Below are 14,087 nucleotides of genomic sequence, written 5' to 3' on the forward strand. Positions count from 1 at the left end.
TTAAGATTCGTCATCCTACTTTGATATAGTGACGAATATTACTTAACAGCCAAGTTTACCTTCTGCTTCAAGCGCTTTTTTGCTGCGGATAGGCGCTGGGCAATCTTCGCCATAGTATTGACGATCGGCAAAGTAGCTTGAGCGTACCATTGGGCCGGCCCAAATGCTAAAGAAACCAATCTTTTTGCCATAATCCATATAGCGCTGAAATTCATCTGGATGGACATAACGATCAACAGGCGCATGGTCTTTACTGGGTTGCAGGTACTGACCGATGGTAATCATATCGACGTCATGGGCTTTTAAATCATCAAGCAGCGCATAGATTTCTTCTTCGGTCTCACCCAGTCCAACCATAAAGCCGCATTTGGTGGCGATATCAGGGCGGCGCTCTTTATAGATTTTAAGCAAATCTAATGAATGCTGATAATCAGAACCTGGACGGAAGGCTTTATAGAGACGCGGCACGGTTTCGATATTGTGGTTAAAGACATCTGGCGCGGTTTCAGTCAATAAGTCTAAGGCAATCTCCATACGCCCACGGAAATCTGGCACCAGTATCTCAATCAAGCAATTTGGGCTTAGCGCGCGCGATTCATTTAACACTTCAACAAAATGTCCAGCACCGCCGTCTTTTAAATCATCGCGGTCAACTGAAGTAATCACTGCGTATTTTAGACCCAAACCTTGAATGGTCTCGGCGGTATGGCGTGGCTCGTCTTTGTCCAATTCATTTGGGCGACCATGACCGACATCACAAAACGGGCAGCGACGGGTACAGATATCACCCATAATCATAAAGGTTGCCGTACCATCAGCGAAGCACTGCGGCAGATTCGGGCAAGCGGCTTCTTCACAGACGGTATAAAGCTTTTGCTCACGCAGAGTGGCTTTGATACGCGCTACTTCCGCAGGTGACGACATTTTAACCCGAATCCAATCAGGCTTTTTCTTTGCCTCGACGGTCGGAATCACTTTAATTGGGATGCGCGCTACCTTGTCGTAGCCACGTAGCTTTTCGCCTTGGATGGCTTTTTTTGGTTTTGCACGGGCAGCGGGGACGTGGGTTTGTACGGCGTTTGTCATAATCAAATGTTCTCTTAACCCTTGATAGGATAAGGGTTTTTGGCATTATTAGAATGTTTTATGGATGCAGCTATTATAGCAGATAATGGCTCAAAGTTTTTTGGGCAATCTTGTTAAGACAATCAAAAAAGCTACTAGCGCTAAATAAGGTTTTATCACTAATAAGACTACTATGAAGCGCACCTTTACCCTAGTTTTATTTATTGATATCAATGTCCATGTCATTTAGCACATCTATGGCTGCGCGAAACGCTTCTTGGGTGGCAGGCGCGCCGCAATAAGGCAAGCTGTGCATCAGTACTTCTCGAATTTCAGCGACACTGGCGCCATTATTAATCGCTCCTCGGATGTGTCCCTTGAGCTCATTTGGGCTTTTTTGCGCAATTAAAAAAGCCATGGTAATTAAGGAGCGATATTTGCGCGGTAGTATGGTGTCGTCTTGCCACGTGCTGCCCCAAGCGTGTTCGATAATCCAGTCTTGCAGCGGCTGGGTAAATGGGGTCGCCGAATCGAGCGAGCGTTTGACATGTCGCTCGCCCATCACTTCGGTACGAACTTTTAGACCGTTTTGATAATTGGCATTATCGTCCATCTTATTATCCTTAATATTTATTGGCAAAGTGTGTTTTATCAAGTCGCATATAAAAATTCGCTAACGTAAAACATCTGATAAGTTCTGAGGTTGTCAGAGTATAGCAGGCACACGGTTTTTATTTAACCGCGTCAATCATATTGGTTATGGCACTATTTTTATAATAAATGTCCAATATGGCGTTATTCTGCGCCTTTTCGCGGCTCAGCCATTAACATTTTGAGCGTTTTGAGCTATGATTGCACGGATAATTATTCAATGCAGTACATCGATGTAGGCTGTCATCCTGACTACTCACGTGATGTACTGGTCACCAACCGACGAGGACGACTATTGTGTTAGAAGCTTATCGTAAACATGTCGCAGAACGTGCTGAGCTAGGGACTGTACCACTTCCATTAAATGAGAAGCAGGTAGCAGAATTGGTAGAGCTACTTAAAAACCCACCAGCGGGCGAAGATGCGTTCTTGATGGACTTGTTAGAAAACCGTATTCCTGCCGGTGTTGACCAAGCCGCTTATGTTAAAGCTGCATTTTTAGCTGCTATTGTTAAAGGCGAAGCGACTTCACCACTTATCAGCAAGAAAAAAGCCGTTGAAATTTTAGGCACCATGCAAGGTGGTTACAACGTTCAGCCATTAGTTGCCGCGCTTGATGACGCGGAAGTCGCACAAGAAGCTGCTGATGCGTTAAAGAAAACATTACTCGTATTTGACGCGTTCAATGACGTGACCGAAAAAGCCGAAGCTGGCAATGCTATTGCTAAAGAAGTGGTGCAATCTTGGGCCGACGCGGAGTGGTTCTTAAGCCGTCCTGAAGTACCAGAGAAAACTACTTATACCACCTTTAAAGTCACTGGCGAAACCAACACTGATGACTTGTCACCAGCGCAAGACGCGTGGAGCCGCCCCGACATTCCATTGCATTCATTAGCCATGCACAAAAACTCTCGCGACGGCATCTTTGCTGACGAAGAGGGTGTTGTTGGTCCAATGAAGCAAATCGAAGCGTTAAAAGAAAAAGGTCATCCACTTGCCTATGTTGGTGACGTGGTTGGTACCGGTTCTAGCCGTAAGTCTGCAACCAACTCTGTATTGTGGCTCATGGGCGAAGACATTCCGAACGTACCAAACAAACGTGGTGGTGGTCTAGTATTAGGTAACAATATCGCTCCTATCTTCTTTAACACTATGGAAGATTCTGGCGCCTTACCAATCGAAAAAGTGGCCGTTGATAACCTAAACATGGGCGATGTGTTTGACATCTATCCGTATGAAGGCAAAATCACCAAGCACGACTCTGACGAAGTATTGTCAACCTTTACGCTAAACTCGCCAACCTTGCTTGACGAAGTGCGCGCAGGCGGCCGTATACCACTAATCGTTGGTCGTGGTTTGACCAATCGTGCTCGTGAATATATGGGTCTTGGTCATTCAGACGTATTTGCTAAGCCAGAAGAGCCAGCTGATACCGGTAAAGGCTTTACCCTTGCACAAAAAATGGTTGGTAAAGCGTGTGGTCTAGAAGGCGTACGTCCGGGCATGTACTGTGAGCCAAAAATGACGACGGTCGGCTCGCAAGATACCACAGGTCCGATGACCCGTGATGAGCTAAAAGATTTGGCATGTTTGGGTTTCCAAGCGGATCTTGTGATGCAGTCGTTCTGTCATACCGCAGCTTATCCAAAGCCAGTTGACGTTGAAACTCAGCATACATTGCCTGACTTTATCATGAACCGTGGCGGCGTCAGCTTACGTCCTGGTGATGGTATCATTCACTCGTGGCTTAACCGTATGCTACTTCCAGATACCGTTGGTACTGGTGGTGACTCGCATACGCGTTTCCCAATGGGTATCTCGTTCCCAGCCGGTTCTGGTTTGGTTGCATTCGCAGCAGCAACTGGTGTGATGCCACTTGATATGCCTGAATCTGTTCGTGTCCGCTTCGTTGGCGAACGTCAACCTGGTATCACGCTACGTGACTTGGTCCATGCGATTCCTTATCAAGCCATCAAAGAAGGTTATTTGACCGTTGATAAGAAAGGTAAAATCAACGAGTTTAACGGTCGTATTTTAGAGATCGAAGGTCTAGAAGACTTGACCGCTGAGCAAGCGTTTGAATTGTCTGATGCGTCAGCTGAGCGTAGTGCTGCTGGTTGTACCATTACTTTGTCTGAAGAATCAGTGACTGAGTACCTAAACTCGAACATCACCTTGCTTAAATGGATGATTTCAGAAGGCTATGGCGATGCGCGTACCATCAGCCGCCGCGTTGAGCAAATGCAAGAATGGCTAGCGAACCCAAGCCTCATGCGTGCTGACGAAGATGCAGAATATGCTATCGATATGACTATCGATATGAGCGAGATCAAAGAGCCAATTCTTTGCTGCCCGAACGATCCAGACGATGCTAAAACATTGGCTGACGTCGCTGGTGATACCATTGATGAAGTATTCATTGGGTCATGTATGACCAACATTGGTCACTTCCGTGCTGCGGGTAAACTGCTACAAGACGTACCAGCGGGAAGCCTCAAAACTCGTCTATGGATTGCGCCACCGACTAAGATGGATGCGCGTCAGTTGATGGAAGAAGGTTATTACAACATCTACGCTCAAGCCGGCGCTCGTACTGAAATGCCAGGTTGTTCACTATGTATGGGTAACCAAGCACGTATCGCACCGAAATCTACGGCCGTTTCAACGTCTACCCGTAACTTCCCGAACCGTCTTGGTCAAGGCGCGAACGTTTATCTCGCGTCTGCAGAGCTTGCAGCGGTAGCAGCGGTACTTGGTAAATTGCCAACCAACGACGAATACCAGCAGTATGCTGGCATGCTAAACAGCATGGGCGATGAAGTTTATAAATACATGAACTTTGATCGTATGGAAGACTATACTGAAGAAGCGGATAAAATTAACGTTGCTCAGTTGACCTAGTTTTTCATTCGAAAGCTTCTTAATTTTTTGAAAACAAACCCCGTATCGTGATGATACGGGGTTTTTTACATGTTTGAAAAATATGAATAATGGTTTGCAAACTTTTATTGAGTGCTTATAATCAAAGTCGTTGATTAAATGTTTTAGTTGGCGACTCTACCGTTAAAGGTGAGTGATAATAAATCCTATGGAAAATAAAAATATGCTTGATAAAGTAACGCCGCCACCTTTACCAAATTCTGGGATGGTTAATAATCATAGTGCTGAGGCAAACTATGGCATTATGGACTGGTTTAAAAAAGGTCTAAGGAATTATGCCAATTTCTCTGGACGTGCTCGGCGTAAAGAGTATTGGTATTTCGTATTGGTGCAAATGGGATTGGTCATCATAGCGATGATTTTAGATGCGATTATCTTCAATTCAGAAATAGGGTTATTTTATATTGTTGTAGCGCTTGGTTTGTTCTTGCCGGGCTTAGCAGTGACTATTCGCAGATTGCATGATACTAGCCGTTCAGGATGGTGGTTTTTGATATCTATTTTGCCATTGATAGGCTCTATTATCTTACTGGTATTTTTAGCGAGCGATACCAAGCTCGAAATCAATCAATGGGGTCCGCCAGCAAAATAAGCTGCGACTGGTTTCTCTCATTATCTTATGTATAATATAGGGGCAGGCGGAAACCGTGGCTCTGCACTCTTTTCTCATTTCTATCTCGGGACGGACCGATACTTTACTAAGCAACTTTTTGTTTATACTTAAGTGCTAAGTGCTTTGGAGTCTTGGTTGATTACTTTACCCCCACTCAAACGTCGTATTGTCTATGTGACCATCTTTGAAATTATCGCTATTATTGCTTCTACCTTTGTGCTCATGAAACTTAGCGGCAGCGATGCGGCAGAGTCGTTACCCGTTGCGGTGATGGTGTCATTAGCCGCTGTGATTTGGAACTTTTTATACAATACGGCTTTCGAAGCGTGGGAACGGCGCAAGCAGGTTAAAAAGCGTACCTTATTAATCCGCAGCGCTCATGCGATAGGGTTTGAAGGTGGCTTGGTATTGATTTGCCTGCCACTTTATATGATTTGGTATGACGTTGGTTTAATCAAAGCATTTATGATGGAGGCGGCGTTACTGCTATTTTTCTTGGTTTATACCTTTGTATTTACCTTAGGTTTTGACAAGATATTCACCCTACCACATTACGATAAGAGTGCTTCTGCTTCTTCATAAATACAGAAATTAATCTTATTAAATGATCAACAGAAAGACTGCTATTAAATTAGGCAGTCTTTTTGTTGATAGTACAGAAGGTAGCGTTAGAAGCTTTTATTTACCTTGATAAACGGGCTTACGTTTTTCCATAAAGGCGGTGATGCCTTCGGCAAAGTCAGCGGTTTTTGCCATCATGGTTTGTTGGTCAACTTCCATATCGAGCGCTTCATTTAAACCTGAAAAAGCATGTACGTTAATCATATGCTTCATTGATGCCAAAGCTTTACCGGGTAAATTACTTAGGCGAGTTGCCAATGCCAATACGCTGGCGTCAAGCTCATCTTTGCTTACGACGCTATTGACTAAGTTTAGACGCGCGACATCGTCGCTAGTAAGCTTATCACCCAGCATCACAAGCTCAGTGGTTTTCGCCGCGCCAATCAATTGATTGAGCAAGTAAATACCGCCCGCATCTGGAATCAAGCCGATATTGACAAATGCTTGCACAAATTTAGCATTGTCAGCGGCAATACGGAAATCACAGGTTAATGCCAAGTTCATCCCAGCACCCGCGACGGCACCTTCTAATTTGGCAATAATGGGTTTGTGAATATTCCGTAGCTTTAAGCTTACCTCAGCCACTTCTCTGAGCATAAAATCAAGCTTTGCCACAAGTGCTTCTGATTCCATGCCATTCTCTAACATCTCACCGATATGACCGCCGCTAGAGAAATTATTGTTTGATCCTTGCAACACGATCACGCGTACGTCGGCATCTTGATCAGCCTTATCAAGCGCATCCATAATCGCGCCTTTTAATGGTGTGCTAAAGGCATTTAGCGTCTTAGGGTCATTCATGGTAATGGTGGCAATATGATTTTCGCTGTGATATTCGACCAAAGGTTGTGACATGGTTGGTTTCCTTAGTAAGAAGTTCTAGATAAGCATTGCGGATAACAATGAAGGTTATAATGGACAAAGTTGTAACAAGTCATGCAAGCTGATTACTATAGCAGCTTGTTATGATTATAAAAGCGGGTTTTGTGGGCGCTAAAGGCACGGACAAAAATGTTTGAGTTTTCCTTATTTTGTCTTATATTTGATTTAATAAATATATATTATCTGCCGTGCAAAAATAACGCTATGAAGTATCCGCTTGGTGCATTATGCTAAATGGCAGTAATGTTAAGGATTTCGTTAACCAAACAAGCAATCAACAAGCAACAAACAAGGAAGTAATTATGCCAATGATAAATGTGAATAACGTTGATATTTATTATGAAGACAGCGCGCCGGAGGATAAGCAAAAGCCAGTGATGGTCTTTGCGCATGGGCTACTATGGAATACGCGGATGTATGATAAGCAAGTGGAGTACTTTAAATCTGGCTGCCGCTGTATTGCGTTTGATTTTCGTGGGCAAGGTCAGTCGGAGATTACCAAATCAGGCTATGATATGGAGACGCTGACCGAGGATACGCTAGCATTGTTGGATGCGCTAGATATTGATAAATGCCATTTTTTAGGGTTATCGATGGGTGGTTTTGTCGCTCAGCGTATCGCGCTAAAACGTCCGGAGTTAGTGTTATCGCTGACCTTACTTGAAACGTCAGCAGACCCTGAAGACCCAAAAAACGTCCCGCAGTATCGCAAATTGATGAAGGCTATCCGCTGGCTGGGTATGAAGCGAGTCAGTCAAAAAGTCATGCCTATTATGTTTGGCAGTAGCTTTTTGAACGATAAGTCGCGTAAGGCTGATCGCAGAGCGTGGCTCACGATGTTACAAGGCAATCGTAAGGGCGGGGTCGTTAAGGCGACCACAGGTGTCATTGAGCGCTCGGGCACTTACGATCAGCTAGGCGAGATTAGCACGCCGACATTGATTATCGTTGGTGATGAAGATGTGGCAACGCCTTATTCAAAAGCGGAGCGCATGCATTTTGCCATTAAAGGCTCAAAGCTTGCGGTTATTAAAGGCGCTGGACATACAGCGACGGTAGAAGAGCCTGAGCAGGTTAATAAAGTGATTAATACCTTTTTAGCCCACTGTGTCTAACTTTGAGCGAGACTGGAACCAGTTTTGAATCAGACATAGCAATTAATAAAGTATTTATACGAAAAAAAGCCGTTAACTTAAATAGGATAACGGCTTTTTTATTGAAACCATTTAGCAGATTAACGTTAAAGCGGCAGTTTTAAAAAATACTATAAAGCAGTCAGGCTAACGTCTTTATTTATAAGCGGGTCGTATAGTCGCTATTAATATCATCAAGGGTGCCAAAGACCTCAGCGCGATTGACGATTTCGGTGGCCCATGCACGGTGCGTGGCAGGCTCAAGCATGGTATCGTTATATTTAAAGACCGCCTTTGCCTCGCTATGCAAGATTGCCTGCGCTTCATCCAAGGTGCTCAGCGGCACGCAATACGCCTGCTGTACCAACGCAATCTGGCTTGGGTGAATGACCGTTTTGCCGACCAGTCCTAAGTTCACATCACGCATCAGCTCTTTCATAAACAGCGTTGGCTGCTCTAAGTATTCAAATACTGGCGCGGTAAGATAAAAACCATGCGGTACAAAGCAGCCAAGCAGCTGATAGGCGAGCGTACCAATCGGGGTATCATAAACGATGCTATTTTTAGGACGGCGTAAACGCAGTGCGGCAAATAAGTCGTTACCACCGATACGCAGGGCAAAAACGGGTTGACTGAAGGCTTCTTTAAAGCCAATCGCCAATTCTTGATTGTGATGCGGGTTAAAGAGCGCTGCTGTCTCAAGCGTCGGCATCAATAGCTGCTCAGTGCTTAAATTCTGAGACGCCATACGCCAATTAGACAAACTATACATATCGACTTTTGGCATGACAAAACCGTCGACCAAATCAATATGCGCAAAATCTGCCAGCTGCTCTAGCATCGCCGGATGACGCGGACGAATAAAGACTAGTGGTCTGGTTGGTTGATTGGTGTGCGCTTTTGATTGAATGCCATTTTTTTTTGCTGGGTCATTGATGCTATCGACATGCGCCGCCCACGTATGTAGCAGCGTTTGTAGACGTATGAGCGCCAACTCAACATCGCTATGGCTGACCGCATCTTCTAAGCAGATAATAATACTGTTAATCGTCGGCAATTTGTCGCGTGTAATGACTTGCCAAATATCTTGCCGCGTTGCAGGCATATAAAGGCTAGCACCCAATTGATACGGATGATGGGTAAGCGGTTTGAGCATCGCATGACGCTCGGTAATTAGGTGGGCATAAGACTGATTGTTGTTATAAAGGTTGGACTCGTTGTGCGGTATATCGGACATAGTTGGCATCGTAAATAGTGATAAATGAGTGGTTATAGCAAGAAATCATAGCGTAAGGACGTATGATAAAAACAGCGGTGCTGATGCAGTATTGATGCCTTTCTTTCGCAAGGCATCAATACATCAAGGCATCAATACATTAATGAATCATGAGCGATCTGTTGCCCGCTGCTTAATCAGCGTAATCGCTTGATAGGGAAGTATTTTAGCACCTAATACCGTGATATTGATATCGCGCTCGCTACATAAATGGCGCAATAATACGGTATCTGGGTGATCGGCGGTGGCCAGCAAGATGCACTCAGGATCACGGCGTAATATCGCCCGTGTCGCCTCTGCAATGGTTGGCTTAATACGGTTGCGATTGCCAATGTCATAATCAATTGCCAACGTATTAATTAAATCCGCGGTCTGATAGCGTGGTTGCTTAAACGTTTGCAAGTATTGTGGAGGTGTAGACAAAGCCCGCCGCGTGCTATCAATATGATCAACAAAGGCTAAGCTATGATCTACCGCAACCAAGTTATCATAAAAGACGCTACGATGTAGCCCCGATTGCGGCTCGGTATATAAGCTGCGTGATATCAACCCTGATACCGTGCTGTTTAATAACCCTGATGGAATCAGCCAATCTTCCTCACTTGCCGCCAACCAAGCAACGCCTGCGGGGTCTGCAAGGGTTAATAGAGGAATAACATCCTTGCCTTGATGGAAAATATTGGCAAAGTTTGGATGATTAGGGTTGCTAAAGACGTCTAAGCTACGAGCCAGCTCTTGATAAATTGCCCCTTTGCCCGTCCAGCCGTCGACAAATACGATGGCACTGTCTGGATGAGCGTCCAATATCATCTGTAGCGCGACTGGATCAAGTCCGCGATCGCGAATGATACTGATACCATAATGCACACTTGGCAACGCATAGCTGCTATCAGCATCTGCTAATGCCCGCTGCAACAATACGCCAATGGGTAAACCTGCGCGTACCAAGCTGACTAATATTAATGGACGTTCAGTACTTACCGTTTGCTGAAAAATATGATGTAACGTATAAGCCAAGTTAGCAATATCTGTCGCGGTTCTCGTGGTACCTTGCGCTAATGCCTGCTGATACAATTGCTCATGCATGGCAGTTGGCGCATGCTCTAATGTCAACATATCGGAATAATGGCGCTGTCCACTTTGGATGAGCGCTTCTTTTTGACTCACTGGTACATCAGCAACGGCGTTTTTATCAACGATATCAAGCAGCACAGTCACATCGCTGGCAAGATAGCTGCCTGAGCCATATTCCTGCATTTTTCGCATATTAGGGTTCGTTATAGGATGGGTCATAAGATGGTTTCTACTTAAAAAAATGAGTTCTACTACTACTATTGTTATTATTTAAAAACTATTAAGAACTAAAATTGTCGTGTAGCTGACCACGATTGGGCATGCCGTACCAGTCAAGCAATTGCAAAAATGGCAAATCGGCCAAGCTGTCACCAAAACCAAAGCTCGGACGCTGATGGTCTAAATGCTGGACTAATAAAAACTGTACCGCATGACGTTTATGAACCGCGTGCGGCAATATCGCCAGATTATTCGCATTCACATGCACATAAAAATCTTGCTCAAAGTCACGTATTAACGTTGGCAACTTTTTAGCGAGCTCTACTAACGCTTGATGGTCCTTTTGCGCATGCTTAATAGCCAGATAAATGGTCAGCGCTTCATTAGCAGCGCCATCATTAAAGTGATCGATATGCGGTGTAAATATCAGCTGGCTGTTGTCATTTCTACTGTGATTGGCAAATAATTGGCTTAGCTGCTGCAATTTATCTTGCAGTGGTGCAAGTGCACTATGCATACGCTGTTGCCACTGAATTTGTAGCGCACCGTCTCTATCAAGAATAATCGCACCGTGTGTTAAGACTTGCCAACTATCAAAAGGCAGCTTAACACGTTTAATTTCACTGCGATCGCGTGCAGTGACCACTATCAGATCAGTGCTAGCTAGTAACCAATTAAAGAACGCGGCTTGGCGCTGGCTCATAAAGCTTAGTGGCTTGCCTTGCTTGTTAATAGTCGCGCAAACTAAGTTTTCAGGTTCAGACGTTGGTAATTCCCACGCATCGATTTTGCGTTGGGTTTGAAAAAGTGTATCGTCCAAATCCATCAGCGCGTAGGGTTTGATAATATCGGGATTGGCTTGAAAAAATGGGCTAGTCATAGTATTTGCCATAAAAGCGTGCGTAAATGTGAAAAGTAAAGTAGGGTTTAAAGGATAGTTTTAATAGGATAGCCTTTGTAAGCTAGCTTTTATAAAATAGCTTAAAGCGTCGGACTCACCACCAGCACATTATCCAAATCTTTCCACATCTCATCAACGCTATCCGCCGATGTCTCCACGCACAAGACAATCAAATCCCAATCGCTAGGCTCAACATTATAAGCAAAGTTGGTCATACCAAGCCCATAGTTATCGCTAAAACTGAGCATCGTGTTAATCGCCCCACCAAGGGCAATCGGCGAGCGGGTTAAGGCACTAAACTTAACCGTAGCGTTTTGAGTTTGTGTCTCAAGCCATTCAGCCAATAAAAACGGTAACCAAACAAACTCATTACTGCCCAATACTAAAATCCGCTTGGGCAACTGCTTTTTATTAAGTTGTCGTTTCTCAAGCTGTTCTTTCTCAAGTTGGGCTTGCTGATTAAAAACGTTAAGGGCAGCTTGAAACCGTAAAAGGTAATTATCAAAACCATCGGTACTATCTAGCGTTGGGAAGCGCCCCCAATTGCCAGTATCACCTAGCGTATGACTGCCAGCCTCAGTGGTGTCGACCGATGGCATGGTAATGGATTCAGGGTTGGGCGCATCCGTCCATTGCCACGCGCCAGATAACAAGTGATGACGATGGAAATCGATATTTGGCAATCGCGTAGCAATCGTATCGTCATTAGCGTTACTTTGGTTCTGATTTAATGACCAATCGACCAAAGTGGTCAGATGTACTTGCTCTAAATTATCAAGCCCTGCGTTACGGAGGGCGGTGACGACATTGACGCAAGTATTGCCCGTTGACGCTTCATCATCCACCATAATCAAGGTTTTGCTCGCTAGTAGCTGCGCTTGCGTTACTGTATCTGCACTTTGATAAATTAAGTGCTGGCTGGCATGACTGTGATCTTCGCTAAAAGTCGTTAGCAAGGTTTCAGTATTATCCTCGTTATGTTGCGTATGACGCGTAGAGTTTAATAATAAAGCACTGGGGTAACGCGTTTGTAGCGCTTGATGTACGCCCGCAGATAAACCAACTGCCGTCTCTGCCATACCAATAACCAAAATGGGTTCAGGCAAATCATCAGGTACTAGGTTTGCTAAATCCGTAAAAGCATGACGCATGGTGCTAGGCGCGACTGGAATATGGCGACCTAAGACTTTTGATACAAATAAAAACGCGCGTTTTGGATTGATACGCTGCGCAAATCCAAGCAAGTCTTCTAATTGATAGTGATTGCTTGGTTTTGTTCCATCTTTTGCAGTAGCTGAATTGGTTTGATAAGTTAAATCAAGAGTGCCGCGTGGTAGGGGGATGGTCGTACTGTGTTGCTTATTTGGCATTTATTTTCCTTCGGTCTTGCAATTTGTTAATCGTTATTTTTACTTACTCGGTAGCATCTTCTTCAATCTTTACGCTAACCATAATTGAGCGTACTTGGCAGGGAATGATTTGCTGCGCAATATCTGCAAGCTTTGGCTTAGCGGTTAAGCCAAGCCAATAGCCAAATGCAATTTGGGTTAAATCAACACCGCTATGAGTGGTGTAACCGATACCACCAGAGGGACGGCTATTAATCTCAAGTACGCGGTGCTGACCGTCATCATCGGCCTTGGTCTGCACGCTAACGATGCCATCACAGCCAAACATTTTAATCAGTGGAATAATCACACCCATGACCGCTTGCTCGTAGCCGATATGCTGGATTTTTCCTGTTTTATAACGAGTAACAGCCGCCAATACTTCGCCGTATTCACAGACGACATCGATAGAGTACTCTTGCCCTGATAAATATGGCATCAGCAACATAGGAATTGGGCGCTCGTGCACCATCAGACTGTTTGCATAGGCATGAATAAACTGCGTGGTATTGATTTTTTTCTCTTCGGTAAAGTATAAATGTTCAAAGCTATCGTATCGTGCGTCAGCTTCCTTGTCGGTATCAAGTCGCCAAAACCCTTGGGCAAAAATACCTGTCACCGGTTTGACACATAAAGGCTGATGACCGTGCCTAGCAAGTAACGCCTCAAGCTCTGCGACATTATCAAAGCGCCACGCTTCGGCGACGGGAATATCATGCTCATGACACTGCTGCATAAAGGCAAATTTGTCATCTATCGCTTCTAACGCCGCCACACTCGTCGCGCCAGTCAATAAACGAATGCCCGCCGCCTCAAATGCCTGACGATGCGCTTCATAATCAATGCCATTGCGCCCCGTGAGTAGCACTTTAACGTTGTTATTTTTGGCTTGCTCTAAGACAAACTGCCAACGCGGCATCAATGGCTTAGCAGATTCAAACATTGCTTGCTCATCGCTATCTATGGCGCTTGCAGAGGGCTCACGGTAAACGCTATCAGCAAATTCAAAAATCTCAGGTCTATTATGGCGGTGTGACGCGATAATGTTAAATGGCGTCTCAGATTGGGCTTTGAAGGATTGTAGGCTGGCGAGCATATCACGCTGGCTTGACTGACCTTCCGCTAACCAAACGGCAGATGGCGTAGTAGACGTTGTATGAGGGCTTTGGTTAGCAGGGGGTTTCATAATTCTCTCAGCGTTATTAAAATTTATAGAGTGCAACAACTAGAATTGAGTCTTGAAGAGGGTCAGTCGTTCAGCGCGTTATCATATTACCTAAAATAGAGGCTATTATATACAAATGCTAAGCGTTATAAATGCTGC

General features: G+C 44.7%; 12 protein-coding genes. 4 read left to right on the forward strand and 8 right to left on the reverse strand.

What is annotated here, in order from left to right; all coding sequences use genetic code 11:
- Positions 1-42: 42 nt before the first annotated feature.
- Both lipA and AB8P72_RS04085 read right to left on the reverse strand, forming a co-directional pair.
- Positions 43-1,086 (reverse strand): lipoyl synthase, encoded by a 1,044-nt coding sequence (gene lipA / locus AB8P72_RS04080; RefSeq protein WP_068406192.1) that lies wholly within the window; start codon positions 1,084-1,086, stop codon positions 43-45.
- Positions 1,087-1,282: 196 nt separating this feature from the next.
- The gene (locus AB8P72_RS04085; protein ID WP_193031204.1) at positions 1,283-1,678 is read right to left on the reverse strand and encodes a carboxymuconolactone decarboxylase family protein; all 396 of its coding nucleotides are present in this window, start codon (positions 1,676-1,678) and stop codon (positions 1,283-1,285) included.
- Between the two features lie 335 nt (positions 1,679-2,013).
- On the opposite strand from AB8P72_RS04085, the gene acnB reads away from it, so the two are divergent.
- From acnB to AB8P72_RS04100, 3 genes are all read left to right on the forward strand, one after another.
- Positions 2,014-4,617 carry a bifunctional aconitate hydratase 2/2-methylisocitrate dehydratase gene (gene acnB, locus AB8P72_RS04090; RefSeq protein ID WP_068406186.1) on the forward strand — a complete coding sequence of 868 codons (2,604 nt, stop codon included), beginning with the start codon at positions 2,014-2,016 and terminating at the stop codon, positions 4,615-4,617.
- A 187-nt stretch (positions 4,618-4,804) separates the two neighbouring features.
- On the forward strand, positions 4,805-5,248 hold the full coding sequence (locus AB8P72_RS04095; protein ID WP_227678215.1) for a DUF805 domain-containing protein: 444 nt from the start codon (positions 4,805-4,807) through the stop codon (positions 5,246-5,248).
- A gap of 156 nt (positions 5,249-5,404) precedes the next feature.
- Complete coding sequence (locus AB8P72_RS04100) at positions 5,405-5,851, forward strand: PACE efflux transporter (RefSeq protein ID WP_193031206.1); 447 nt, start codon at positions 5,405-5,407, stop codon at positions 5,849-5,851.
- A gap of 96 nt (positions 5,852-5,947) precedes the next feature.
- Here AB8P72_RS04100 and AB8P72_RS04105 read toward each other — a convergent pair whose 3' ends face one another.
- A complete protein-coding gene (locus AB8P72_RS04105) occupies positions 5,948-6,745 on the reverse strand; it encodes an enoyl-CoA hydratase/isomerase family protein (RefSeq protein WP_198327900.1) in 798 nt (265 codons plus the stop codon).
- Between the two features lie 329 nt (positions 6,746-7,074).
- Here AB8P72_RS04105 and AB8P72_RS04110 point away from each other — a divergent pair, with 329 nt between their 5' ends.
- On the forward strand, positions 7,075-7,887 hold the full coding sequence (locus tag AB8P72_RS04110) for an alpha/beta fold hydrolase (protein ID WP_198327901.1): 813 nt from the start codon (positions 7,075-7,077) through the stop codon (positions 7,885-7,887).
- A gap of 178 nt (positions 7,888-8,065) precedes the next feature.
- Here AB8P72_RS04110 and AB8P72_RS04115 read toward each other — a convergent pair whose 3' ends face one another.
- From AB8P72_RS04115 to AB8P72_RS04135, 5 genes are all read right to left on the reverse strand, one after another.
- Positions 8,066-9,142, reverse strand: coding sequence for an HpcH/HpaI aldolase/citrate lyase family protein (locus tag AB8P72_RS04115; RefSeq protein ID WP_369958064.1), 1,077 nt, complete (start codon positions 9,140-9,142; stop codon positions 8,066-8,068).
- A gap of 147 nt (positions 9,143-9,289) precedes the next feature.
- Positions 9,290-10,447, reverse strand: a complete 1,158-nt coding sequence (locus AB8P72_RS04120) for a cysteine protease StiP domain-containing protein (RefSeq protein ID WP_369958065.1) — start codon at positions 10,445-10,447, stop codon at positions 9,290-9,292.
- Positions 10,448-10,535: 88 nt separating this feature from the next.
- Positions 10,536-11,354 (reverse strand): HAD hydrolase family protein, encoded by an 819-nt coding sequence (locus AB8P72_RS04125; RefSeq protein WP_369958066.1) that lies wholly within the window; start codon positions 11,352-11,354, stop codon positions 10,536-10,538.
- Positions 11,355-11,455: 101 nt separating this feature from the next.
- Positions 11,456-12,745 (reverse strand): phosphoribosyltransferase domain-containing protein, encoded by a 1,290-nt coding sequence (locus tag AB8P72_RS04130; protein WP_068406171.1) that lies wholly within the window; start codon positions 12,743-12,745, stop codon positions 11,456-11,458.
- Between the two features lie 43 nt (positions 12,746-12,788).
- Positions 12,789-13,949, reverse strand: coding sequence for an ATP-grasp domain-containing protein (locus tag AB8P72_RS04135; protein WP_068406167.1), 1,161 nt, complete (start codon positions 13,947-13,949; stop codon positions 12,789-12,791).
- Between the last annotated feature and the right edge of the window lie 138 nt (positions 13,950-14,087).

The organism is Psychrobacter sp. CLB018, assembly GCF_041222815.1.
Lineage (GTDB): Bacteria > Pseudomonadota > Gammaproteobacteria > Pseudomonadales > Moraxellaceae > Psychrobacter > Psychrobacter faecalis.

Bases quoted from the DNA above. Each gene is read 5' to 3' on its own strand.
- lipA (WP_068406192.1), bottom strand. From the start codon at position 1,086: ATGACAAACGCCGTACAAACCCACGTCCCCGCTGCCCGTGCAAAACCA.
- AB8P72_RS04085 (WP_193031204.1), bottom strand. From the start codon at position 1,678: ATGGACGATAATGCCAATTATCAAAACGGTCTAAAAGTTCGTACCGAA.
- AB8P72_RS04095 (WP_227678215.1), top strand. From the start codon at position 4,805: ATGGAAAATAAAAATATGCTTGATAAAGTAACGCCGCCACCTTTACCA.
- AB8P72_RS04105 (WP_198327900.1), bottom strand. From the start codon at position 6,745: ATGTCACAACCTTTGGTCGAATATCACAGCGAAAATCATATTGCCACC.
- AB8P72_RS04110 (WP_198327901.1), top strand. From the start codon at position 7,075: ATGCCAATGATAAATGTGAATAACGTTGATATTTATTATGAAGACAGC.
- AB8P72_RS04115 (WP_369958064.1), bottom strand. From the start codon at position 9,142: ATGTCCGATATACCGCACAACGAGTCCAACCTTTATAACAACAATCAG.
- AB8P72_RS04120 (WP_369958065.1), bottom strand. From the start codon at position 10,447: ATGCGAAAAATGCAGGAATATGGCTCAGGCAGCTATCTTGCCAGCGAT.
- AB8P72_RS04125 (WP_369958066.1), bottom strand. From the start codon at position 11,354: ATGACTAGCCCATTTTTTCAAGCCAATCCCGATATTATCAAACCCTAC.
- AB8P72_RS04130 (WP_068406171.1), bottom strand. From the start codon at position 12,745: ATGCCAAATAAGCAACACAGTACGACCATCCCCCTACCACGCGGCACT.
- AB8P72_RS04135 (WP_068406167.1), bottom strand. From the start codon at position 13,949: ATGAAACCCCCTGCTAACCAAAGCCCTCATACAACGTCTACTACGCCA.